Source organism: Kocuria sp. CPCC 205261 (genome assembly GCF_040981025.1).
Lineage (GTDB): Bacteria > Actinomycetota > Actinomycetes > Actinomycetales > Micrococcaceae > Kocuria > Kocuria marina.
On record NZ_JAVKPU010000011.1, the window covers coordinates 1 to 22,579 of the forward strand.

The 22,579-nt window shown below is 68.5% G+C and carries 17 protein-coding genes and 3 pseudogenes; 10 read left to right on the forward strand and 10 right to left on the reverse strand.

The features are described from left to right. The first annotated feature begins 119 nt into the window (after nt 1–119). Together RF646_RS10825 and RF646_RS10830 are read left to right on the forward strand one after the other, a co-directional pair. Complete coding sequence (locus RF646_RS10825) at nt 120–1,007, forward strand: SDR family oxidoreductase (RefSeq protein ID WP_368835961.1); 888 nt, start codon at nt 120–122, stop codon at nt 1,005–1,007. A gap of 51 nt (nt 1,008–1,058) precedes the next feature. After that, a complete protein-coding gene (locus RF646_RS10830) occupies nt 1,059–1,859 on the forward strand; it encodes an alpha/beta fold hydrolase (RefSeq protein WP_368835962.1) in 801 nt (266 codons plus the stop codon). 75 nt (nt 1,860–1,934) lie between these two features. On the opposite strand, the gene RF646_RS10835 is transcribed toward RF646_RS10830, so the two are convergent. Next, nucleotides 1,935–2,663, reverse strand: a complete 729-nt coding sequence (locus RF646_RS10835; protein ID WP_368835963.1) for a phosphotransferase — start codon at nt 2,661–2,663, stop codon at nt 1,935–1,937. Between the two features lie 357 nt (nt 2,664–3,020). Here RF646_RS10835 and trpS point away from each other — a divergent pair, with 357 nt between their 5' ends. Beyond that, on the forward strand, nt 3,021–4,061 hold the full coding sequence (gene trpS, locus RF646_RS10840; protein ID WP_035961066.1) for a tryptophan--tRNA ligase: 1,041 nt from the start codon (nt 3,021–3,023) through the stop codon (nt 4,059–4,061). A gap of 170 nt (nt 4,062–4,231) precedes the next feature. Further along, a complete protein-coding gene (locus RF646_RS10845) occupies nt 4,232–4,768 on the forward strand; it encodes a GNAT family N-acetyltransferase (protein WP_239319821.1) in 537 nt (178 codons plus the stop codon). Here RF646_RS10845 and RF646_RS10850 read toward each other — a convergent pair. Continuing rightward, the gene (locus RF646_RS10850; protein ID WP_368835964.1) at nt 4,690–4,935 is read right to left on the reverse strand and encodes a transposase; all 246 of its coding nucleotides are present in this window, start codon (nt 4,933–4,935) and stop codon (nt 4,690–4,692) included. The genes RF646_RS10845 and RF646_RS10850 overlap by 79 nt on opposite strands. A 389-nt stretch (nt 4,936–5,324) precedes the next feature. Between RF646_RS10850 and RF646_RS10855 the strand changes: the two genes are divergently transcribed. Beyond that, nucleotides 5,325–5,885: a GNAT family N-acetyltransferase gene (locus RF646_RS10855; protein WP_239319827.1), complete on the forward strand. Its 561-nt coding sequence runs from the start codon at nt 5,325–5,327 to the stop codon at nt 5,883–5,885. Nucleotides 5,886–6,491: 606 nt separating this feature from the next. On the opposite strand, the gene RF646_RS10860 is transcribed toward RF646_RS10855, so the two are convergent. From RF646_RS10860 to RF646_RS10870, 3 genes and pseudogenes are all read right to left on the reverse strand, one after another. Further along, nucleotides 6,492–6,824, reverse strand: coding sequence for a hypothetical protein (locus RF646_RS10860; RefSeq protein WP_368835965.1), 333 nt, complete (start codon nt 6,822–6,824; stop codon nt 6,492–6,494). Nucleotides 6,825–6,850: 26 nt separating this feature from the next. Next, nucleotides 6,851–7,045, reverse strand: a pseudogene (locus RF646_RS10865) (integrase core domain-containing protein); the annotation flags it as partial. Nucleotides 7,046–7,064: 19 nt separating this feature from the next. Beyond that, a pseudogene (locus tag RF646_RS10870) lies at nt 7,065–8,303 on the reverse strand (IS3 family transposase). A gap of 44 nt (nt 8,304–8,347) precedes the next feature. On the opposite strand from RF646_RS10870, the pseudogene RF646_RS10875 reads away from it, so the two are divergent. Beyond that, nucleotides 8,348–8,527, forward strand: a pseudogene (locus RF646_RS10875) (WYL domain-containing protein); the annotation flags it as partial. Between the two features lie 339 nt (nt 8,528–8,866). Here RF646_RS10875 and RF646_RS10880 read toward each other — a convergent pair. Both RF646_RS10880 and RF646_RS10885 read right to left on the reverse strand, forming a co-directional pair. Next, nucleotides 8,867–9,238: a hypothetical protein gene (locus RF646_RS10880; protein ID WP_064846439.1), complete on the reverse strand. Its 372-nt coding sequence runs from the start codon at nt 9,236–9,238 to the stop codon at nt 8,867–8,869. Continuing rightward, nucleotides 9,235–9,777, reverse strand: a complete 543-nt coding sequence (locus RF646_RS10885) for a DUF805 domain-containing protein (RefSeq protein WP_368835966.1) — start codon at nt 9,775–9,777, stop codon at nt 9,235–9,237. Before RF646_RS10885 ends, RF646_RS10880 begins: the two co-directional genes overlap by 4 nt. A 127-nt stretch (nt 9,778–9,904) precedes the next feature. Between RF646_RS10885 and RF646_RS10890 the strand changes: the two genes are divergently transcribed. From RF646_RS10890 to RF646_RS10900, 3 genes are all read left to right on the forward strand, one after another. Beyond that, the gene (locus RF646_RS10890; RefSeq protein ID WP_368835967.1) at nt 9,905–12,040 is read left to right on the forward strand and encodes a glycoside hydrolase family 15 protein; all 2,136 of its coding nucleotides are present in this window, start codon (nt 9,905–9,907) and stop codon (nt 12,038–12,040) included. Nucleotides 12,041–12,174: 134 nt separating this feature from the next. Further along, complete coding sequence (locus tag RF646_RS10895; RefSeq protein ID WP_368835968.1) at nt 12,175–15,783, forward strand: bifunctional proline dehydrogenase/L-glutamate gamma-semialdehyde dehydrogenase; 3,609 nt, start codon at nt 12,175–12,177, stop codon at nt 15,781–15,783. Between the two features lie 322 nt (nt 15,784–16,105). Further along, the gene (locus RF646_RS10900; RefSeq protein WP_368835969.1) at nt 16,106–16,312 is read left to right on the forward strand and encodes a hypothetical protein; all 207 of its coding nucleotides are present in this window, start codon (nt 16,106–16,108) and stop codon (nt 16,310–16,312) included. Nucleotides 16,313–16,538: 226 nt separating this feature from the next. On the opposite strand, the gene RF646_RS10905 is transcribed toward RF646_RS10900, so the two are convergent. Both RF646_RS10905 and RF646_RS10910 read right to left on the reverse strand, forming a co-directional pair. Next, the gene (locus tag RF646_RS10905) at nt 16,539–17,861 is read right to left on the reverse strand and encodes a VWA domain-containing protein (RefSeq protein WP_368835970.1); all 1,323 of its coding nucleotides are present in this window, start codon (nt 17,859–17,861) and stop codon (nt 16,539–16,541) included. 244 nt (nt 17,862–18,105) lie between these two features. Beyond that, nucleotides 18,106–20,769, reverse strand: coding sequence for an excinuclease ABC subunit A (locus tag RF646_RS10910; protein WP_368835971.1), 2,664 nt, complete (start codon nt 20,767–20,769; stop codon nt 18,106–18,108). Nucleotides 20,770–21,163: 394 nt separating this feature from the next. On the opposite strand from RF646_RS10910, the gene RF646_RS10915 reads away from it, so the two are divergent. After that, complete coding sequence (locus tag RF646_RS10915) at nt 21,164–21,388, forward strand: hypothetical protein (RefSeq protein ID WP_368835972.1); 225 nt, start codon at nt 21,164–21,166, stop codon at nt 21,386–21,388. A 120-nt stretch (nt 21,389–21,508) separates the two neighbouring features. Here RF646_RS10915 and RF646_RS10920 read toward each other — a convergent pair whose 3' ends face one another. Continuing rightward, nucleotides 21,509–22,561 carry a hypothetical protein gene (locus RF646_RS10920; RefSeq protein ID WP_368835973.1) on the reverse strand — a complete coding sequence of 351 codons (1,053 nt, stop codon included), beginning with the start codon at nt 22,559–22,561 and terminating at the stop codon, nt 21,509–21,511. Nucleotides 22,562–22,579: the final 18 nt, after the last annotated feature.

A 22,579-nucleotide genomic window follows, 5' to 3' on the forward strand; every position in this document is an offset into this window, starting at 1 on the left:
CACTCACCTGGGTGACGCACCGCCCGCAGCGGTGGTCACTGATAGGTTCCCCACCATGAAGACGGTGTGAGCGCCTGCCCTGTGAACGACGAATCCTCGAGTACGTCAGGAGCACCACCATGGCTCACGCTTCTTCCACACGCCCGCTGCGGGGCAGAACCGCTCTGGTCACCGGGGTTTCCCGCCGCCGCGGCATCGGTTACGCGGTGGCCGTTGAGCTCGCCTCCCTGGGGGCCAGTGTGTTCTTCCACCACTACAGCCCCCATGACGCGGACCAGCCCTGGGGCGATGACGACCTCGATGCGGTACGCGCCGGCATCCGGGCCGCTCTGCACGATGGTGCCCTCGCCGGCGACGTCTCCGCGGACTTGAGGGACCCGGACACCGCTGAAAACCTCGTCGAGCAGGCCCACGCCCTGACCGGGCGCCTGGACATCCTCGTCTGCAACCACGCCCGCAGCGGCGGCGACGGGTCCATCCTGGACATGACCGCCGAGACCCTGGACGCCTTCTGGGACACCAACACCCGCTCCACCCTGCTGCTGACCCGGCACTTCGCCCACCGCCACGCCGCCACGACTGCTCGATCCGCCTCAGCGCGGCCCGGCGACCGCATCGAAAGGGCCGGGCCGGTCGATGAACGGACGGCCGGCCGGGTGTTCTGGATGACCTCGGGCCAGGGCGAGGGGCCGATGCGCGGTGAGGTCGCCTACGCCACCAGCAAGGCCGCTCTGGCAGAGGTAACACCCACGGTGGCTGCGGAACTGCTCGAGCTCGGAATCGTGTTGAACACCATCAACCCCGGCCCGGTCAACACCGGCTACCTCGACCCCGGAACCACCGACCGCTCCCTGGAAGAGATCGAGGCATGGCGACAGGCCACCCCCTTCGGCCGCTGGGGGCACCCGAGAGATCCCGCGCGGCTGATCGGGTGGCTGGCCACCGACCAGGAAGTGTGGGTCGCCGGTCAGGTCATCACCACCGACGGAGGCATGAGCCTGACCTGAGCCCATGGCCATGCCCTGTCTTGCACCGGTTCCTGATGGAGGATCAAGGCTATGAAGTTCTCGCGGGAGACGGTGGGACAGTCGGGGACGCGGATCAGTTATCTGGACACCGGCGGCAACGCCCCGGTGGTGGTGTTCCTGCACGGGCTGGCCGGCAGCGCGCAGGAGTTCATTCCCTCGGCCGAAGCGCTGTGGCCCGAGTACCGGTGTGTGCTGGTGGATCAGCGTGGGCACGGACACAGCACCCGCGTGCCGTCGGACATGGGCCGGCAGGCTTTCGTCGACGACGTCGCAGCGGTGATCGATGTGGTCGCCTCGAGTCATCCCGTGGTGCTGGTGGGTCAGTCCATGGGAGCGCACACTGCGTTGCTCACCGCCGCTGCACACCCTCAGCGGGTGGCCGGTCTGGTGCTGCTGGAAGCCGACGTGCACGGCGGGGACCTGGAGGAGGCAGGGGCTTTGGGTGCATTCTTCCGCTCGTGGCCCACGCCCTTCGGATCAATGGCCGATGCCACCGAATTTCTCGGTGACAGTGCCTTGGCCCGGGCCTGGGTGGCGGATCTTCAACACACTGGCGACGGGTTTCGTCCTCGGTTCGACGCGGCGGTCATGCAAGCCGTCCTCGAGGCCGTGCACGTTCCGCGCTGGGAGGAGTGGAAGGCGGTGACGGCCCCGACCACGGTGGTCTTCGCCGCGGACTCGATGTTCACCCCCGCACGGAAGGACGCGCTCATCGCTGCCCGCCCAGGAACTTGGCGGATCGATCTGCCCCGTGGGACCCATGATGCTCATCTGGACGCCTTCGAAGAGTGGATCACCGTATTGCGCGAGGCCCTGAGGGGCATGTCCTGACCGGGACGCCAACGCGTCGGGGTCGTACTCAGCGTCCGTGCGTGGCCGAATACCGGGTCGCTCCGATGGTTGCCTCTACTGGTGGGTGGTTGCGGTGCCGGCCAGGCGTTCTACCGTGGCTGTCGCTCGGGTGAAGCGTTGGAGTTCATCGTCCGGGATCCGCCCACCGATGCCGACGAGCTCTGCGGATGCGACGAGTCGGAAGATCAGGGCGCGGACCATCATTTGAATCCACTGTTCTTCGGGGCGGCCAATGACGGCGGCGGGGACGTCGCCGGGGTAGTAGAGGAGACCGTCGGCGGCGACGATGGCCTCGGCGTAGCCTGTCGGGCGCCAGTAGGGGGAGAAGTCGATAATCACTGGGTCGTGGTTCTCGGCGAAGAGCGCGTTGCCGGTCAGATCCCCATGAACCAGCTGGGACGGCATCTCTACCGGGCGCCGTAGGCCGAGAAGCCCGTTGTAGACCGTGCGCGCTTCGGGGGCGACGTCGATGGTTTGCTCTGCCCAGGCGACACGGTCGGCCACCGCCCAGGGGTTCGAGCGGCGGGCGAGGAAATCGGGACGCGGCATTTGGGCCAGGGCTCTGTGGAACGCCCGGGCGGCGATGATCAGTGGCTCCCACCGGCCCTGTGGCCCTGTTGTTCCTTCAACCAGTCCGGTAGCCATCCATCCGTGAGCGACATAGGCGCCGGTGCCGGCGCGCAACGGCGCTGGCACATCGAAGCCAGGCTCCTGGGCAAGACCGTCCATGAGCGCGGACGCCCACTGTGCCTCGATCGGGTCTTCCGTCGGTTTGAGCACCACTGCACCGACCCGAAAAGCTCGCCCCTGTCCGCCGGGCACAGGGTGGACTCTGTCGGTGAGCCCGAACGCTTCAAGCACTTCAGGAGGCGGAGACGGCGGGGGAGCGTGCATGTCGGCCCTGTTATCCAGGACAGCGCAGTTCTGGCCCGTACCGGGAGTGCCCTGGCCGTGCGGGGTGGGCTCGGCGGAGAGTCTGGGGCTGCTGCCGGATGGGTAGAGTGGGGGCCATGATGCTCAACCGTCTGGCGTGGTGGTGGCTGCGATAGCAGCCGGTTGACGCATGTTCACGGGTTGCACAGCAGCCCGTGCCACTTCGGCGGTCTTGTGTGCAGCTTCCGACCTTCGAGGAGTACGCACATGGAGTCATTCGCCGCCGCCGAGCAGCGCTCGGCCGAACTGACCCGGGCCATCGGCCGGACCCCGGAGGCATTCCGGGTCCTCACCGGGGAACGCCCGACTGGGGCCTTGCACCTGGGCCATTACTTCGGCAGCATCGTCGAACGCCTCCGTCTGCAACAGGCGGGGGTGGAGATCTTCTTGGTGTTGGCTGACTACCAGGTAATCACCGACCGTGACACCACCGCCCGCGTGCAGGAGAACGTGCACAGCGCGGTGCTGGACTACCTGGCCGCGGGCCTGGACCCGCAGCGGACGACGATCTTCGCCCACTCTGCCGTGCCGGCGCTGAACCAGCTGCTTCTGCCGTTCCTGAGCCTGGTCACCGAGGCCGAGCTGCACCGCAACCCCACCGTCAAGGCCGAAGCAGCCGCCTCCGGCCGGGCGCTGAGCGGGCTGCTGTTGACCTATCCAGTGCACCAGGCCGCGGACATCCTCTTCTGCAAGGGCAATTTGGTGCCGGTGGGCAAGGACAACCTGCCCCATGTGGAGATCACCCGCGTCATCGCCCGCCGCTTCAACGACCGCTACGGGCACGCCTTCCCCGTTCCCGAGGCCCTGCTCACCGCCACCCCGGAAGTGCCGGGGCTGGACGGGCGGAAGATGTCCAAGAGCTACGGCAACGCCATCGCCCTGTCGATGACCGCCGATGAGACCGCAGCGGTGATCCGCCGCACCGTCACGGACTCCGAGCGTCGGATCACCTTCGCCCCGGACACCCGCCCCGGGGTCTCAGCCCTCCTTTCAACGGCCGCCCTGTGCTTGGACACCACCCCGCAGGCGCTAGCCGAGCAGATCGGTGACGCCGGCAGCGGACGCCTCAAACAGGTGACCACCGAGGCGGTCAACGAGTTCCTCGCCGGCCACCGGCAACGGCGGCAACAGCTAGCCCAGGACCCCGAGGTCGCCCTACGGGTATTGAAGCGAGGGAACGACCGCGCCAACGAGATCGCCAACAACACGCTAGACGAGGTCAGGAAGGCCATGGGAACCGTCTACTAGAACGCCGACACGGAGTGATTGCCATAAACCAGGCTTGAAGCGCGATCAGATGAAATCTGATCGCGCTTCAGCTCCCTTCCGCTTTACATATGGCCGGTTACCGACTCCTAGGGCGTGTTGCTAAAGGCTGAGTGCAGTTCCCAGCTGGTCATTGAGGCAGGATTAGAGGCGTGAGTGTCTTACTTCGTCCGTGGAACAGGGGCGATGCGTCGGCGCTGAGCGAGGCGTCTCAGAGCACTTCCGATCTGGTGACTCAGTTCGGCGGCGCCGATCTTTCGACCCGGGTAGCCGCTGAGGCGTTCATCGATCAGTCCTTGCGATTCGATGAGCACGTGAAGAACTGGGCTGTGGTCGAGGACGGTGTTGCGATCGGCAGTGTCGGAGCGTCCGCGATCGAGTTTCGGCACGGGACCGCGTGGATGTTCTACTGGCTCGCAGCCGAAGCACGCGGGAAGGGATACGCGACCGGTGCGCTTATCGCCGTGAGCGACTGGGTCTTCGAGAACGGGCTGTATCGACTCGAGCTCGGGCACCGGGTGAACAACCCCGCCTCATGTCGAGTGGCGACCGCGGCGGGGTTTCGGGCTGAAGGGATCGAGCGGGAGAAGCTCCGTTACGGCAATGCCCGCTACGACGTTGAGACGCACGCAAGGCTGGCGAGCGACCCCGCGCCTGCAACGAATCCCGTGGTGTTGACTATGAAATGAGCAATGCGCCACGGCGCGCCGGTCCGGAACCGCCACGCCGTCGCTTCGACGACCGTGCGCCGATCTACCGGCGGCCGACCTGTCGACTTCACCTTTGGGAACAACGGGCCGATCACGGCCCGCGCCTCGTCCGAGATCACATCACGCGATACACGGTCAAGACTCATCCACGCTGCACCCGAAGACGTTTAGCGACATGGCCTAGGGCCTGTCCTGTGAATCATGTCGGCGTACCTCAGCCGCACATGATGGTGGTAAACCGGGAAGGTTCGACCTCGGCCAGTGTTCCTTGCGGTAGTCCGTGGCTCGCGGACGGCTAGGCAGGACTCAGCGCTGAAGGCGCACGAATGCCCGCAACGGTCCTGGTTGGAAGGCACTGGCTTCGGTGAAGCCGGCACGTTCATAGAAGTCCCGCTGTGTTGGCTCGTCGTCGGTCAGCAGCACCATTTGACGCACGTGGGCGAAACGTTCGTTTGAGCTACACGCCGAGCGTGCTGGCTGGCGGGCGAACAATCTTGGGTGCGGACGTTCCAGGGCATCGGGCACTCTGTGAACTATGAGATCATCAGCCACCCAAATCCTCGTCGAGCCGCATGAACAGCTCACCGCGCACCGGATTGATCAACTCCGGGCGCTTTTCGATAAGGAGTACCTCACCACGCACGGCGAGTGGGATCCTGAGCAGCCTTACGGTTACGCACCGCACGACGTCCATCTGATCGCCACCGCTATGGGCGCCGTCGTTGGCCACGTGGGATGGGCCAAGCGCGTCATCACGGTCAATAGGCAGGAAGTGACCATCGCTGGTGTTGGTGGAGTCTTAGTTTCAGCTGCTGGGCGTGGTCACCACCTCGGCCAGCAGCTTATGGAAGCCGCTCGCCAGTCGATGCTCGCTGACCCCGACATAGAGTTCGGCTTCCTCGGCTGCGCCGAGTCTGTCGTGCCGTTCTACGCCTCATCTGGCTGGCAGCGCATCAGAGCGCCAGAACGGTGGATCAGCCGAGAGGGGCGCGCGATCGCCTCGCCAGCAGGACACCCCCTCTTCATCCTGCCGGTGCATGGCAATGCTGCTGAGTGGCCGACCGGCGAGGTGGACTTGAAGGGGCGATCGTGGTGAGCGTGTGGACGCTACGCGTGTAGCTCAAACGGTCGTTTTTGCACCACTCCCCCGCGCTCGGCTTCTAGCCGTGCGCTGGCCGTCCAGCATGTAGCAAAACCTAGTGCATAAGCAGGGGGTGCAGAATCAGCGCGCGGGGATGGGTTATGCACCACTACCCGCCATACCTGACCACGGCCCAGACATGACAAAGCCCCCGGAGGTAAATCCTGACACCGGGGGCTGTCGAGAGATGCGGAGCTATCTGGCGTTCTTGGGGGGCGTCAAAACCCCTACAGAGACAACGTGCGCCTGGTTGATAGCGATTTGATGGGTGCCTAGCTGAATCGGTGCCCACGAGCCGCTGGGCATGGGCTCGTATGCTCGCCCCACTAGCCAATCGGGGTGTAATACAGCTCCGCTAGAAGTACCTGGGTGCGGTCGTGGTCGGGTGTGTTGATGCCTGGCACGTTGGCATCGGTCGTCACGCGCAGAACTCTGCTCCCCGGTGATTCTTCGTTGCAAACGTTGACGTGTTGGATTACGTCCTCGAGCCAATTCATGTGCATTTCCTTCCTCGTCGCTGGTGGCACGACTCTACAAGCGCACTCGGGCACGGGGCTGGGGCTACCCCGCCCAGCCGGTGCAGACCTCCCAGGCAAGGACATGGGCCACAGGTAGGCCGGTGGCCGCTTTAATGACGTCCAGGGCCTCACTGATCGCGCCGGGCGGGGCCGGTGCCTCCCCCGGTCCGCGCCACGTGCGGGCGTTGATCTGCCACGGCGGGAACGGCGGGCGCTCGGTCTGTCGGTCCAGGGGGTCCGGTGTCGGCCGTGGCGGGCGGATCGTCTCGGCGTGGAGGCGGCTGTCTCCGGTGACCAGCACGCCGCGCTCGGTGTAACTGTGCGCGGCCGCGTGCTCAGCCCAGCGCGCAAGCTCGTGGAAGTTGTCGCGGTTCATGCCGTGGTTCATCATGGCGGCCGCAGCTAGGTGTACTGACCGGTGACGTTGGTCAATCGTGAGAAGGGCGGCTTGTTCCCGGAGGCTGTGTGGGGTCGGTGGTGGTTGTAGTAGTGCAGCCATCCGTCGAGTTCGCCGCGTCTTTCGGCTTCGGATGTGTAGCAGCGGGCGTAGGCCCACCCGTCGGCCATGGTGCGATGGAAACGCTCGACCTTCCCTGAATCGGCCTGACTTTCGTTCCTATCGGGAGCCTTGTCCGGCAGTTGCTGGATTGGCTGATTCGAGGTCAGCGTAGTACGCGTTCTCGACCTCGGTGGGGGTGCGCATGTCGAGCTCGCCATGGAGGCGCTGATTGTTCCACCACCACACCCACTCGAGCGTCGCCAGCTCGACCCGTTCGACCGTGCGCCAGGGCCCTTGCTGGCGGATCAGCTCGGTCTTGTAGAGGTTGTTGATGGCTTCCGCCCGGGGCGTTATCAAATGAGTCGCCGACGGTTCCCGTCGATGGGACAGCACCGAGTTCGACGATCCGGTCGGTGTAGACCATCGCCATGTAGTTCGACCCGTGGTTGGAGTGATGTGTCAGCCCGGTGAGATCGCCGCCGGCACCCCAGGCCGCCATGTCGAGGGCCTGCATCGGCAAGATCTCCGACCGCAGCGTCGATGCGACGTTCCAACCGACGATGCGTCTCGAGTAGACGTCGGTGACGAACGCAACGTAGGCGAATCCGGACCACGTCGCGACGTAGGTGACGTCGCAGACCCAAAGCCGCCGTGGTGCGGGAGCGGTGAAGCGTCTGTTCACCAGATCGTTCGGGAGCACGGTCGTCTTGTCGGAGCGCGTCGTGAACACCCGCTTCGACTTCGTCACGCCACGCACCCCGGCAAGGCGCATGAGGCGCTCGGTCTGGTCACGGCCGATGTCCCATCCCTGCCGACGCATCAGGGCGTGCATCTTCCGGCGTCCATAGACGCCGTAGTTCTCCGCATGAAGCCGCGCGATCTCCGGCACCAGCAACTCGTCCTTCAGATGCCGAGCCGACGGGGCACGGCCGACCGCGGCGCGATAACCGCGCGAGGTGAGGAACCCCTGGACCGCCGGGCGCAGGACCCAGCAGATGAGCTCGACCCCGAAACGATCCCGATGTTCATTGATGAACCGGATCATTTCGGTCAGGGGCGGTCGAGCTCCTTCGCGAAAAACACGCTCGCGGCCTTGAGGATCTCGTTCGCCTTGCGGAGCTCGGCGTTCTCCTTCTGCAGCCGCTTGATCTCCGCCGCCGCATCCGTCGTCAGCCCGGGCTTCACCCCGGCATCGACCTCGTACCGGCGTTGCCACAGCCGCAGCGTCTCCGGGCTCATACCGAGCAGTCCGGCTACGTGACGGACCGCGCTCATCATCGTCGGGTGCTCTGGCCGCGACTCCGCGAGCATCCGCAACGCACGCTCACGCATCTCCGGTGAATACTTCCTGTTCATCGTCTTCCATCCTTGCTTGAAGAACGGAACGAAAGTCAGGCCGATTCAATCTAGTTGCCTTCGACACGAAGCGCGACGACTGGCGCTTGTTCCGCCTCGACCACATCCACGACGCAAGCCCACGGCCAGCAACTCGCGACTTCGACCTGCCGGACTTTCCCCACACGTCCATCGAGGACTGGCTCACCACCGATTTCGGACGCCACCCAGCCCAGGTCAACTAACCTCTCCGGTCAGTACACCTAGGGGTGCCCAACTCCATCCCGGCCGCCCGTAAATCGAATCTGCCCTTAGCAGCTTGCATGAAACGGCGTCGTTGTAAATGAGACGCTCTGCTGTGAGCGCTGCGGCCCAGGCGGCCACAGAAGCGCCCCACAGCAGAAGGCTCAGCAAGACGGGGTTTGTGCGGCGACGAACGTTCAAAATATGCCTTCCTGGGGTCACGCTGACAGGCGATGTGTACAAGCCGTGCCTGGCTTGACCTCGTGCGTTCCGGGATCTGTGTTGCATCACCCCGCCCAATGCAGCGAACCAGGTACCTATAGATGGGCCATGAAAGAGGGCTAACGGAAGTGTCCCGATTCGGACTGACTGGTATTGCTCAGCGCGTCGTCTTGCTCAGATGAGGAATTCGCGGGGTCAGAGGGTTCCGGCCGGGTGGCCCTGCGGTTGTGCAGGGCCATGTATACGACAGAGGGGGCCATCAGGATCAGGACGAATATCGCGATCCAGTACCAGGCCAGGCCGTCGGAGAACACGGCCCCGGAAATCAGTAACAGTATCCCCGCCATGCGGAACGCAAACGCGCGGCCCGGGTTGTTGGGTGGGAGGCCTATCCAGGTCGGGATTTTTGCGTGCGGGTTGGCGTTGACGATCATGTGGGTCGCGTAGAAGAACGACGCGCACCCGAGGATCATGAGAAGAACGGCAATCACTGGTTGTCCTCCTTGTCAGGGCGAAGTTCACGTGCGATGGGCCGCTCATACGTGACGTTGCCCCGGTCGTGGGCCGCTGCGGGTGTCCCGTTGGGAATCGTCTGGTTGTCGAAGCGGACTCCTCGCGGGTTGGGTGGTAGGGCGGCCAGGATGAGCAGCGCGAGCGTGCCCAGCCCCGGGATGAGGAAGAGCATGAACCACAGTCCGGAGGCGTTGATGTCATGCAGTCGTCGGACGGACAGTGCGATGGCGAAGATGAACAGGAGGACGGAGACGAGCAGCGTGACCAGGGCGAGTAGCATCAGCGCGACGCTGGCTCCACCGTCCACGTCCGGCCAGTCCAGGTACCCCCGGTCCTGCGCGAAGCTGTAGGCCACCGAGAAGAGGAACGAATACAAGGCGATCCACCAGTATTCGGATCGCGACGCACGCCCGGAGAACGTGGTCCCCTTGCGCAGGAAGTTACCAATGGCGCGCAGGGGGCCGACGGACTCACCGGGCTGCGTTGAGCGGGGGAGCGGCTGGGCCGGGCACGTCATGGGGTTCTTCCTGTCGGGAACGCGGACAACGAACAAACCACGTTAGTGGCGGAACGTCACCGAACCCAGTGGCCATCCGGCCAGACTTCCCCTGAGGGCAGGGGTCCGTTCCTCGACACGGGCGCCCATGCTCCGGCGTGAGCCGCCAGGGCGTTTGTGGGATTCTGGGCCCATGGCTTCCAAGATCGAGGACTACGCCCTGCTCTCCAACATGCGCAGTGGGCCGTTGGTCTCCCGTCATGGCTCGGTGGACTGGTGGTGCGTCCCGAGCTTCGATTCGCCCGCGCTGTTCGCGGCGCTGCTGGGCACCCCAGACCACGGCCGCTGGTTGCTGGCGCCGTACTGCGCCGTGGACGACGACGCCGCGGTGGACCTCTCCCTGCCCGGCGTCACCGCGGTGGAGCGGTTCTACGCGGAGAACACGTTCGTGCTGCACACCGTGTGGACCACGGACACCGGCGTGGTGCGGGTCACCGATTTCATGCCCCTGAACTCCCGCACGGAACTGATCCGCCGGGTGGAGGGCCTCACGGGCGAGGTCGAGATGTTCCAGGACCTGCGGCTGCGCTTCAACTACGGCTCGTCGGTCCCGTGGCTGAGCCGCTTCGACGTGCTCGAGGGGGAATCGGAGGAGGGCGCGGTCGCGGAGTCCGTGCTCGTGGGCATGGCCGGCCCCGATTCCGTGGTGTTCCACGGTGACCCGCTGCCGGAGGCGGACCCGGACCGCCGCAAGCGGCGCCATGCGGGCTCCTTCACGGTGGCCGCGGGCCAGACCAGGGACTTCACGCTCACGTGGTTCCCGTCCCACGGCGTCCCGCCGGAAGCGGTGGACGTCAACGAGACCCTCACGGCCACGCTGAACCTGTGGCAGGAGTGGACGGATCTGTACGAACCGTACGATCCGCTCACGGACCCCACAGCGGACCCGGAGCTCCCGGAGGACGGGGACGACGGCGCGTGGGCGGCGTCGTCGGCGGAAAGGAGAGACGCGGGCGAGCCCGCGTCCGGCCGGGACGTGGGGCGTCACGGGGACCGCCCGGCGGACGCCGACGCCCAGGAGACGGTGCACTTCACGAGCACCCAGGACGCCCCCGAGGACATCATCCGCCGCAGCCTGCTCGTGGTGCGCGGGCTCATGCACCAGGCCACGGGCGGACTGATCGCCGCGGACACCACGTCCGTGCCGGAGGTGCTGGGCGGGGAACGCAACTGGGACCACCGCCACGCGTGGCCCCGGGACGCGGCCTCCGCGCTGGAGATCATGCTGGACCACGGCCACGACCGGGAGGCCGCGCAACTGCGCAACTGGCTGCTGCGCGCCGTGGCCGGGGACGTGGACAACCCCTCCAACATCTACACGCTGGACGGCTCCGGGCAGATCCGCGAACGCCTCGTGGACCTGCCGGGTTACGAGCGATCGCGCCCGGTGCGCGAGGGCAACGCATCCGGCAACCACTACCAGGCGGACGTGGCCGGTCACGTGCTGCGGGTGTTCGAGATGCTGCGTCGGCGCGGCGTGCAGGAGGACCACCTGTCCTGGCCGTTGCAGCAGGCGTTGCTGCGCGCCGTCGTGGCCAACTACGAGGAGAAGGACCAGGGCGTCTGGGAGATGCGCGGCGAACCCCAGTACTACACGCACTCGCGCGTGATGATGTGGGCCGCGCTGCAGGCCGGCGTGGACGCCGTGCGGATCCACGGGCTGCCCGGGGACGTGGAGACGTGGGAGGAACACCGGGACCAGCTCGCGCACGAGATCTGGACCAACGGCTACGACCCCCAGGTGGGTTCGTTCGTGCAGTACTACGGCTCCACGGACGTGGACGCCTCCCTGTTGCAGCTGCCCACGGTGGGTTTCGTGGCCTACGACGACGAACGCATGCTCGGCACCGTGGCGCGCATCCGCAAGGAGCTCACGGACCGGTCGGGGCTGCTGCACCGCTACCGCAACCTCCCGCAGCTCACCGACCTGGACGACGCCGAGGCGTTCGCGTCCTCGATCGGTCAGGACGGTTTCGCGGGGCAGTCGGTGCCGTCCGTGTCCGCGACCCTGCAGTTGGCCGAGCAGCTGGCGCTGTGCGGTCACACGGGGGACGCCACGCGGCTCACGGATCTCGTGCTCGGCACCGCCAACGAGCTGGGTCTGTTGCCCTCCACCTATTCGCCGTCCCAGCGCCGGGCCACCGGCAACTTCCCGCAGGTGGAGGCCCACCTGAACCTCATCCGGGTGCTGGACATCCTGCAGACGGAGCTCGATCGGTCGTAGGCCGGCGATTCTTCGCCGTGGCGGGGATCACGATAGCGTGTGAAGACCAGCCACGCCGGGCCCGGTGAGACTCGGCTGGTGGCCGAGGGAGTGCCTCGGCACCCTTCCCGGGCCGAGACTTTGGAGGCGTTGCAATGGCACGCACCGTCAATACCGGAACCGATCCTCACGCCCTCGCCGATCCCGCCGTGGACCTCGTGCGCACGTGGCTGCTCAGGGCGCAGGAGAACCAGCGGAAGAACACACAGAAGAACCCCGCAGAGGACCGTCTGGCCGCCGTGCTCCAGGACCCCAACGGGTTGGAGTTCACGGTGGGATTCGTGGATCGCGTCGTCCGCACCGAGGACACCAAGGCTGCGGCCAAGGCCCTGCAGGACATCGCGACGTTGACCCCGCAGTCCATGCCCGCCACGGACCGGGCCCAGATCCAGGCGGGCACGGCGCTGTCCGGCGTGCTGCCCTCCGTGGTGGTCCCCGCGGCACGCACCCGGTTGCGGCAAATGGTGGGACACATGGTCGTGGACGCCCGCCCCGGCCCGTTCGGCAAGTCCGTCAAGGCCCTGCGGTTGCACGGGCACCGGCTCAACATCAACCTGCTGGGCGAGGAAGTGCTCGGCGAGGACGAGGCCAAGAAGCACCTCGCGGACGCCGAGGGCCTGCTGCGCCGCGAGGACGTGGACTACGTCTCCCTCAAGGTCTCCTCCGTGGTACCGCAACTGTCCCACTGGGGCTTCGACCGCACCGCCGAGCGCGTGGTCGAGCGGTTGCTGCCGCTGTACGAGACCGCGGCCACCAAGGGCACCGGCAAGATGTTCATCAACCTGGACATGGAGGTCTACTCGGACCTCGAACTGACCATCGAGGTGTTCCAGCGGCTGCTGAACAAGCCCCAGCTGAAGAACCTCGAGGCCGGCATCGTCATCCAGGCCTATCTTCCAGACGCCCTCGGCGCCATCCAGCGGCTCTCCGAGTGGTCCGGGCAGCGCGTCGCGGACGGCGGCGCACAGATTAAGGTCCGCCTGGTCAAGGGCGCGAACCTCGCCATGGAGAACGTGGACGCGGAAATGCACGGCTGGCCGCTGGCCACCATGGAGTCCAAGCAGGCCACGGACACCAACTACAAGCGCGTGCTCACCTGGCTGTTCCACCCCGAGCGCATGCGCGGTATGCGCCTGGGGGTCGCGGGGCACAACCTCTTCGACATCGCGTTCGCCCACCTGCTCGCGGCGGAGCGCGGCGTCACCGACCGCATCGAGTTCGAGATGCTCCAGGGCATGGCCACCTCCCAGAGCGAGGCCGTGTCCACGGACGTGGGCCAGCTGCTGCTGTACGTGCCGGCCGTGAAGCCCGCGGAGTTCGACGTCGCCGTGTCCTACCTGGTGCGGCGGCTCGAGGAGAACTCCGCGAACGAGAACTTCATGTCCGGGATCTTCGACCTGGGTCCGGACAACTGGGTCTTCCAACGCGAGGAGACCCGGTTCCGGGCGGCGCTCGCTGACCTCGAGGACGATCCCCGGGCGCTCGATCCGCGGCGCGTGCAGGACCGCCGCGCGGAAACCACGGGGGAGACCCCCACAATCCCCCTGGACGAGCCGTTCCGCAACGAACCGGACACGGACGTCTCCGTCCCCGCCAACCAGAAGTGGGCGGAGGAGATCGCCGAACGCATCGGGGACCCACAGTGGTACGCATCGCTGGCGGTCCCCGAGCTGCTGCGGGACGTCCAGGAGAACTCGGGGGATGCGGTCGAGGCCGTGAACGACGTCGTCGCCACCGCCAAGGCCGCGGGGCAGCGGTGGGCCGCCACGCCCGCTCGCGAGCGCGCCGAGATCCTCAACCGCGCCGGGGACATCCTGGCCGCGCGCCGCGGTCACCTCATGGCCGTGGCCGGCGCGGAGACGGGCAAGGTGTTGGGGCAGAGCGATCCGGAGGTCTCCGAGGCGGTGGACTTCTGCCGCTACTACGCACGGCGCGCGCTCGAGCTGGCCGCCGTGGACGGCGGGGACTTCGTGCCGCACGCCGTGACCGTGGTGACCCCGCCGTGGAACTTCCCGCTGGCTATCCCTACGGGCACTACGGTGGCGCCCCTGGCCACGGGCTCGGCCGTGATCCACAAGCCCTCGCCCGAATCGCGGCGCTGCTCCACCGCCTTGTGTGAAGCACTGTGGGAGGCCGGTGTGCCCCGGGACGTGCTGCAGCTCGTGGCCCCCGTGGAGGGGGAGGCCGGTCAGCAGCTGATCTCCCACCCGGACGTGGAGCGCGTGGTGCTCACGGGCGCGTACGAGACGGCGCAGTTGTTCGCGTCGTGGGATCCCGCGCGGCCCCTCACGGCCGAGACCTCCGGGAAGAACGCGCTCGTGATCACGCCCAGCGCGGACCGTGACCAGGCGGTGTGGGACCTGGTGTCCAGCGCGTTCGGTCACGCGGGGCAGAAGTGCTCCGCGGCATCGCTCGGCATCCTGGTGGGTTCGGTGGCCACGTCCGAGCGGTTCCGCCGCCAGCTCGTGGACGCCGCCTCCTCCATGGTGGTGGACTGGCCCGTGAACCTGCAGGCCTCGGTGGGCCCCACCGTGGAGCAGCCCTCGGACAAGCTCCGCCGCGCCCTCACCCAGCTGGAGCCGGGTGAAGAGTGGCTCATCGAGCCGAAGCAGCTGGACGACTCCGGGCGGCTGTGGCGTCCCGGGATCCGCACCGGTGTGAAGCCCGGGTCCTTCTTCCACCTCACGGAGTGCTTCGGTCCCGTCCTGGGGCTCATGTCCGCGGACAGCCTGGAACAGGCCGTGGAGCTGCAGAACGCCACGGACTACGGGCTCACCGCGGGCATCCACTCGCTGGACGCGGACGAGATCCTGCGCTGGGTGGACTCCGTGCAGGCCGGCAACCTCTACGTGAACCGGGGAATCACGGGTGCGATCGTGCAGCGTCAGCCGTTCGGTGGCTGGAAGCGCTCCTCCGTGGGCCTCGGTGCCAAGGCCGGTGGTCCCAACTACCTGGCGTCGCTGGGCCGCTGGAAGCGCGCCGGGTTCTCGGACTCCAGCACGGACCGCGGCGCGGCCGGCGCGTGGGTCCTCGCTCCGCGCGTGCACCGCGCGCTGGACGCCGTGACCCCGTTGATCTCGGACGAGGACCTCGTGTGGTTGCGCCGCGCCGCGCAGTCGGACCAGTCCGAGTGGCAGCGCGAGTTCGGCCAGGTCAAGGACCCCACTGCCCTGCGCAGCGAGGCGAACCTGTTCCGCTACCGCCCCCGCACCGTGGTGGTGCGCGCCCAGGAGGGTGCGTCCCTCACGGACGTCCTGCGCGTGGGCCTCGCGGCCGTGCGCTCGGGTTCGCAGGTGGTCCTCAGCGCCGCGGACTCGCTGCCCGCAGCCGTGAACGGGCTGTTCGCCACGGTGCTGAACCCGGCGTCCGACGCCGAGTTCGCGCACGCCCTGGGCACCGGTTCCCTGGGCCCGCTGGGTCAGCTCTCGGACCTGCGCGCCCTGGACGACGACGCCCTCGACGTCCGCCACGGCGCCCGCGTCCGCGTGATCTCCCCGTGGGACGGCTCCGAGGAGGACCTCAAGGACCTCTACGCGGTGCGCGCCGAGCACCCGGACATCGCCCTGATCACCGAGGACGTGGTGGGCGCCGGGCGCGTGGAGATGATGTACATGCTGGCCGAGCAGGCCGTGTCCATCACCATGCACCGCTTCGGCAACCATAGCCAGTCCATGCAGCGGGTGGTGGACGAGCTGGTGCGGTGACCCGGTGGCGTCGCCCCTGACGCCTGACCGACCACGAGTCGCGCTCCCGATCCACGGGGGTGCGGCTCGTGCCGTGAGGGGCGGTCCCGGTGCGCCGCTCCCCGGCCCACGGTGCGGTTCCCGGCCCCGGGGCATTTCGCGCCTCAGATTCACCGCCCCCTGGTGTTCTCCTTCTGCTGCCGCCACCTCCGCCCACCGGTCACCATCACAAGCACCGCCACCAGCAGGAGGGCCCACCCGATGAGACCGCGCCAGGGGGGCGGACACGGGAATGCGTGGTGACTTTGTTTGCCGATCATCTACCGGCTTTAGGGTCACCAGCATGTATTCCAGGTCTGCCTCTGCATTCTTCGCCATCGCCATGGGGGCTGGTCTGATCCATGGAGCCGCGAGTCTCTACTGGGCTCTGGGCGGCAACTGGTTGCTGGTGACCGTGGGGCAGCTCCCCGTGGAGATGCAGCGTGAAGGAGGGCCGCAGTTTCACATGATGCTCGACGCTATTGCGGGCGCCAGATTGCCGCAGCAGTGATTCCATGGGTGGATCACCGCACTGCCCCCATGCATGCGTGGATCCGGTTGGTCTCGTGGCTCGGGGCCGCCGCGGTGCTCCTGCGGGGTGGAGCCGGCACGGCGGGTGCATGGGGCTCGGTGGTTCTCGGGCACTCGACCTGGGCCGACTCCGTGGTTCTCGGCCATGCCCTCCTGTGGGATTCCCTGTTCGTCCTATGGGGATTGGCGCTTGCCGGAGGACCGGGTCACTCGCTCGTGAGCGCCTTGACGAACACGTCCTGGATATCCTCCGGGGTGCGGGCGACGTGCGAGGAGCCGCCCGTGGCCTCCGCGATCTGCTTCAGGACGTCCTCGTCCGCGTCCTTCGAGATGCCCACGGTGATGATGCGCACGGGGTTGTCCGGGTCCTGCTCGTCCTTGAGCATGGTGAGCAGGTTGTCGAGGGAGATGGAGCCGGGGTCGTGGTTCATGCCGTCGGTCAGGACGATCACCGTGCGCAGATGCCCGGGGGCGTCTTCGTGGAGCACCTCGCGGTAGGCGGCCAGGGTGGTGTCGTACAGGCCGGTGTAGCCGTCCGGGGCGTAGGTCAGGGACTCCACGTCCCGGGAGAGCTGGTCCCGCTGGGTGCCGCCGTCCACCGACGCGGAGAGCTCGCGTACCGGGGTGAGGGAGCGGTAGTCCTTGTCCCCGTCCAGGTGCCGCTGGAAGGTCCACAGGCCGAGGGCGTCGTGCTCGGGGAACAGCCCCACGGCGGTCGCGGCGGCGGCCTTCGTCAGATCCATGCGGGTGGAGCCGTCCTGGTCCACCTTCTCGCCCATGGACCCGGAGGCGTCGATTGCCACGAGTGCGTGGAACGGTTCCGCCAGGTGCTGCCACTGGGCGAGCGCCTGCTGCAGGGCGGCGTCGTCCGCGGTGGGGGCGTCGTCGCCGGGGGTGCTCGCCACGAGCTCCGTGTCCGCGTTACGGGAGTGGTAGGCGTCCCACTCCGCGCGAGAAACCACGGTCTCGCTGCGCGGCGGGGCGCCGGAGGCCGCGCCCGCGGCCAGGGCGGGGCTCAGTGGGCTCGGGCTGGCGGTGGTCGCCGCGGTGGAGTGCTTGACGAGCTGCTCGAGTCGCTCGTCGGCACTGCGCACGGGCGCGGCGTCGCCCTCCGTGCGCGCACGGAATTTCAGGGCCTCGTCCGTGGCGGCCTTATCCGCGCGTCCGTTCTCGGCCTCGCCCAGCGCACGGGAGACCAGCTCGCGCGTGCCGGCGTCCTCCTGGGGGCGCCCCAGCTCCACGTTGCTGTCCTGCAGCACGGCGGACCAGGTGGTCGCGCTGGTCTTGGCGCGGGCGACGACGACGGGCTCCCCACCCGCCGTACTCGCGTCACCGGACGCGGCGCTCGAGGCCGCGTCCGAGGGTTTCTCGCTCGCGGCGTCGTCCCCGCGCGGGATCAGGAAGACGGCGGCGAGCAGCAGCAGGACGGCCACCAGGCCCAGGGCCAGCCAGGTCAGCAGCGTTCCGCTCGGCCCGCGGCGTTCGGCGCGGTGCGCTCCGCGGTGCCGGTGCGTTCCAGGATCGGTCATCTCGGTGTTCCCCCATCTCGTGCGTCACGGCCCCCGCGGGCGGTGGTGCACAGCCAGCCCGCTGCCCGCAGTGATGCGGCCGCGGTGCGTCCCCACGCCGTGGTGAGGTGGCACACACGACGTCTTCCCCGGGGACAACATTACGAGGTTTCGACGACGCCGCGGCGGCATGACGCCGTTTGGCGCCGCCGCTGGGGCTGGGCCATCCCCCTGCCCGTGCAGACCACCCGGCCCGACCGCCGGGTCAGCCCAGCACAGCCCGCAGGTACGGTGCAGTGGCGCTGTCCGGGTGCGCCGCGACGTCGGCGGGAGTGCCCGCGACAACCACCCGCCCGCCGTCCGAGCCGGCACCCGGGCCCATGTCGATCACGTGATCGGCCTGGGCAACCATGCGCATGTCCAGCTCGGCCATGACCACCGTGTTGCCCGCGTCTGCCAGCCCCTGCAGGTGGTTCATGAGCCGGTCGCTGTCCGCGGGGTGCAGTCCGGCGGTGGGCTCGTCCAGCACGTAGAGAGTGTCCCCGCGCGAGGCCCGCTGCAGCTCGGAGGCGAGCTTGACCCGCTGCGCCTCACCGCCGGAGAGCTCGGTGGCGGGCTGGCCCAGCCGCAGGTAGCCGAGTCCCACGTCCCGCAGCACGCCCAGGGTGTGGTGGACGGCGTCCTCGCCCTCGAAGAACGTATGCGCCTCGTCCACGCTCATGGCCAGCACATCCGCCACGGAGCGCTCCCGCCACAGCACCTCCAGGGTCTCGGCCTTGTAGCGGGTCCCGTGGCAGTCCGGGCAGGGTGCGTAGATGCTCGGCAGGAACAGCAGCTCCACCATCACGCTGCCCTCGCCCTCGCACGTGGGGCAGCGCCCGCCGGCCACGTTGAACGAGAACCGTCCGGCCTTGTAGCCGCGCCGTTTCGCCTCGTCGGTTGCCGCGTAGAGCTTGCGGACGGCGTCGAACAGGCCGGTGTAGGTGGCCACGTTGGAGCGCGGAGTGCGCCCGATGGGCTTCTGGTCGATCACGACGACGCGCCGCACGCCCTCCGGCAGGGAGACCACGTGCCCGCGCACGTCGTCCGCGGCGTCGTCGGCCGTCAGCAGGTCCGACTCCGGGTCCCCGGTGATCTCCGTGTCCTCCGGGCCGCCGTGGCCCAGCCGCTCGCGCACCAGCACCGGCAGCGCCTGACTGACCAGGCTGGACTTGCCCGAGCCGGAGATGCCGGTGACGGCGGTGAGGCACCCGGCGGGGAAGCTCACGTCCAGGCCGCGCAGGTTGTTGCGGGTGACGCCCTCGAGCTCCAGCCACCCCTGGGGCGTGCGGGGCTCGCGCGCCACGGCCGACGGCGCGTGCTCGGCGAAGAGGTAGCGTCGCGTCGCGGACTCGGGCACGTCGGCGAGACCGCCCGGCTTACCGCTGTAGAGCACGCGGCCGCCGCGCTCGCCGGCATCCGGGCCGATGTCCACGAGCCAGTCCGCCTCGTGGATCACGGTCAGGGAGTGCTCCACCACGAACAGACTGTTGCCGCGGTCCTTGAGTCCGTGCAGGATCCCGATGAGCGCGTCCAGGTCCCGGGGGTGCAGACCTGCGGAGGGCTCGTCCAACACGTAGACCACGCCGAAGAGCTGGGACGAGAGCTGGGTGGCCAGCCGCAGCCGCTGCCGCTCACCTCCGGAGAGCGTGGGCGTGGTGCGGTCCAGGGAGAGGTATCCCAGGCCCAGGTCGATCATGGGCTGCAGCCGCGCCACGAGGTCCGCGGCGAGGCGCTGCGCGGCTGCCCGCTTCTCCACGGAGAGGTTCGGGGTGCGCCGGACGTCCGGGGCGGCGTCGTGCGAGGCACCGCCCTCCGCGACCCGCGAGGCGGTGGAGGCGGCGCGGGTCTTGGCGTCGAGCACGTGGTCCTCCAGGTGCTGCGCCTCGCCGGGGGTCCAGTCCTCGGCAGTCACGGAGCGCGCGATCTCCGCCAGGCGCGCGAGCGGCAGGTGCGAGAACTCGGCGATGTCCAGGCCCTCGAACGTCACGGACAGGGACTCGTGCTTGATCTTCTTGCCGTGGCACTCCGGGCACAGCTCGCTCGTGAGGTACTGGGCCGCGCGCTTCTTGGTGCTCGGGCTCTTCGCGTTGGCGAAGGTGTCCAGCACGTAGCGCCGCGCCCCGATGAACGTGCCCTGGTACGTGGGCTCCACGCCCTCCTCCTGGGCCTTGCGCGTCTGATTCGGGGTGAGCCCGCGGTACACGCCCACAGTGGGGCGGTCCTCGGTGTAGAGAATCCAGTCCCGGTCCTTCTTCGGCAGGTCCTTCCAAGGGGTGTCCACGTCGTAGCCCAGGGAGACCAGGATGTCCCGCTGGTTCTGCCCCGCCCACGCCACGGGCCAGGAGGCGACGGCGCGCTCACGGATGGTCAGCGACGGGTCCGGGACCATGGTGTCCTCGGTGACCTCGTAGACCCGCCCGATCCCGTGGCACGTGGGGCACGCGCCCTGCACAGTGTTCGCGGAGAAGTCCTCCGCGTAGAGCATGGCCTGTTCCGGCGGGTACCAACCGGCGCGAGAGTACAGCATCCGGACCAGGCTCGACAGCGTGGTCACGGTGGCCACGTCCGAGCGCGCTCCGCCCCCGCCGCGCTGCTGCTGGAGGGCGACGGCGGGCGGCAGCCCCTCAAGCACGTCCACGTCCGGGACACCCGCCTGGTCGATCAGCCGGCGCGCGTACGGCGCCACGGACTCCAGGTAGCGTCGCTGCGACTCCGCGAACAGCGTGCCGAACGCGAGGGACGACTTCCCCGAACCGGACACCCCCGTGAACACCACGATGGAGTCCCGGGGCAGGTCCAGGGAGACGTCCCGGAGGTTGTTCTGGCGCGCGCCGCGCACCACCACGCCGTGCTGCCAGGATGCGGTGCCGTTCTGTTCAGTAGTCACCTGGTCCACGCTACCCGGGGGTTCCGTCAGGCGGAGCGGGCCTGCCCTTCGGCGGTGTCCGGCATGGGGGACAACCAGCCATACAGCGTCCTCAACACCGTCGACATCCCCGCGGGCGCCGCATGACCGCCCATCGCCACGGGGCGCGGTCGAGTACTGCTCGAACGCCCCGCAGAGCGACCCGGACCGGGGCTGCGCTCGCCCCGATTGAGCACTATGGGATGGACGTGGACTTCGAGCGCACGGGTATTCTCAACCCGGCCGTGGAGCCTCACCGGGTGCAGTGGCTGAACAAGCCCCATGCTGAGGACGGTTCCAGCGTCTTCCTGGATGAGCGCGCGGTGCGTGGGCAGGTCCACTCCCCACATACCTCGCCGGGCGGTGAAGGAAGCGGGTGTGTGCCATAGGCCACCCCGCCACACTGGCCCGGGTGGTCGCGGAGCTGGGTGGCGAGATCCACGAATACAGCCGCGTGACCGAGCGGGACACCTCGGGTGACGGCGTGGTGGCCCGCACCGACGCCGGGCTCGTGGGGGCGCCTCGCGCCGTGCTGGCCACCAACGTGTTCCCGTCCCTGCTCGAGCGCGACAGGCTCAAGACCGTCCCGGTCTACGACTAGGCGCTGATGACCGAGCCGCTCACCGACGGGCAGCTGGACTCGTTCGGGTGGCGCAACAGGCAGAGCCTGGCGGATCTGGCCAACCAACCGGCTCGGCGGGGGTCGGCGGTCCTACCGCGGTCAGAACAGCAGCACCAGCACCACGATGACCGCCACGATCACTGCGAACACGATGGCCCAGTTGCGGGCCACGTGGCGGTCCTCGGCCCGGGTCTGCTCGCTGTCCGGGTCCCGGTCCGCGTACCGGTCGCTGCCCACGCCGTAGTACAGCTCGTTGGTGGACGGTTCGCGCGGGGGCACCGGCGGTCCGTGGCGGTCGGGCGAGTCCGAGGGGCCGGCCGGGTGGGCGGCGTCGTTCTCGTCCTGGGACTCGCCGCCGGTGGGACGTCCTGAGAGGCTGCCCGGCTCCCAGGTCTGCCGCGGTGCGTTGGCGCCGGGGCCCGCGATCGAGTCGCGCACGGGCACGCCCTCGCCCGGGTAGCGATGTCCGGGCCGGGAGGGCTCGTCCAGCTCGTCCTCGCCCAGCATCTCGGAGGCCGGGATGCCGGTGGTCGTGACCGCGGGGCCCTGCGAGCCGACGGGACCCTGCGGCGTCGGCATCGAACCGGGCGCGGGCGACGCCGCCGCTCCGCCGTCCCGGGGGTTGTCCGCCGCCGCGCGCAGCACCTCCGAGAAACGGGCCAGTGGCCCCCGCTGCGCGGGTGCCGCGTCGTGGGCGACCTGGTCCGCGCGATCCGCGACGGAACGCAGCACTGCAGCGTCGGACAGCCCGAGATCCCGGGCCGCCATGGCGAGTTCGAGGGGCGGGTGAGAAGGGTTTGCGGTGGTGGCCCACTCCAGGAGGCCCGTGCGGACGGGGGAGGACAGCGCATCCCGCAGGGCGGGCCGCAGCGCCGGGACATCGGCGAGGTCCAGCAGTTCGGACGGCGGGGTGCTGCCGTAGCCGTGGGCGGCCTGGTCCAGCGGGCCGCGGTGGCCGAAGAGGGCGGCGAGCATGGCGGCCGCCGCGTACCGGTCCTCCACGGTGCGCACGTCTGAAACGCGGCGCATCAGTTCCGCCTGGGCAGGGGAACCCGCCTGGCGGACCGTGTCCAGCAGTGCAGGGTCCGCGCGCACCAGCCGCGCCGGTTCCTGCAGGGCCCGGGCGAGCTCCGGATCCAGTGAGTCACTCATGACGTCCGCCTTTCTCAG

Bases quoted from the DNA above. Each gene is read 5' to 3' on its own strand.
- RF646_RS10825 (WP_368835961.1), top strand. From the start codon at position 120: ATGGCTCACGCTTCTTCCACACGCCCGCTGCGGGGCAGAACCGCTCTG.
- RF646_RS10830 (WP_368835962.1), top strand. From the start codon at position 1,059: ATGAAGTTCTCGCGGGAGACGGTGGGACAGTCGGGGACGCGGATCAGT.
- trpS (WP_035961066.1), top strand. From the start codon at position 3,021: ATGGAGTCATTCGCCGCCGCCGAGCAGCGCTCGGCCGAACTGACCCGG.
- RF646_RS10850 (WP_368835964.1), bottom strand. From the start codon at position 4,935: ATGAGTCTTGACCGTGTATCGCGTGATGTGATCTCGGACGAGGCGCGG.
- RF646_RS10855 (WP_239319827.1), top strand. From the start codon at position 5,325: ATGAGATCATCAGCCACCCAAATCCTCGTCGAGCCGCATGAACAGCTC.
- RF646_RS10860 (WP_368835965.1), bottom strand. From the start codon at position 6,824: ATGAACCGCGACAACTTCCACGAGCTTGCGCGCTGGGCTGAGCACGCG.
- RF646_RS10885 (WP_368835966.1), bottom strand. From the start codon at position 9,777: ATGACGTGCCCGGCCCAGCCGCTCCCCCGCTCAACGCAGCCCGGTGAG.
- RF646_RS10890 (WP_368835967.1), top strand. From the start codon at position 9,905: ATGCTCCGGCGTGAGCCGCCAGGGCGTTTGTGGGATTCTGGGCCCATG.
- RF646_RS10895 (WP_368835968.1), top strand. From the start codon at position 12,175: ATGGCACGCACCGTCAATACCGGAACCGATCCTCACGCCCTCGCCGAT.
- RF646_RS10900 (WP_368835969.1), top strand. From the start codon at position 16,106: ATGTATTCCAGGTCTGCCTCTGCATTCTTCGCCATCGCCATGGGGGCT.
- RF646_RS10905 (WP_368835970.1), bottom strand. From the start codon at position 17,861: ATGACCGATCCTGGAACGCACCGGCACCGCGGAGCGCACCGCGCCGAA.
- RF646_RS10920 (WP_368835973.1), bottom strand. From the start codon at position 22,561: ATGAGTGACTCACTGGATCCGGAGCTCGCCCGGGCCCTGCAGGAACCG.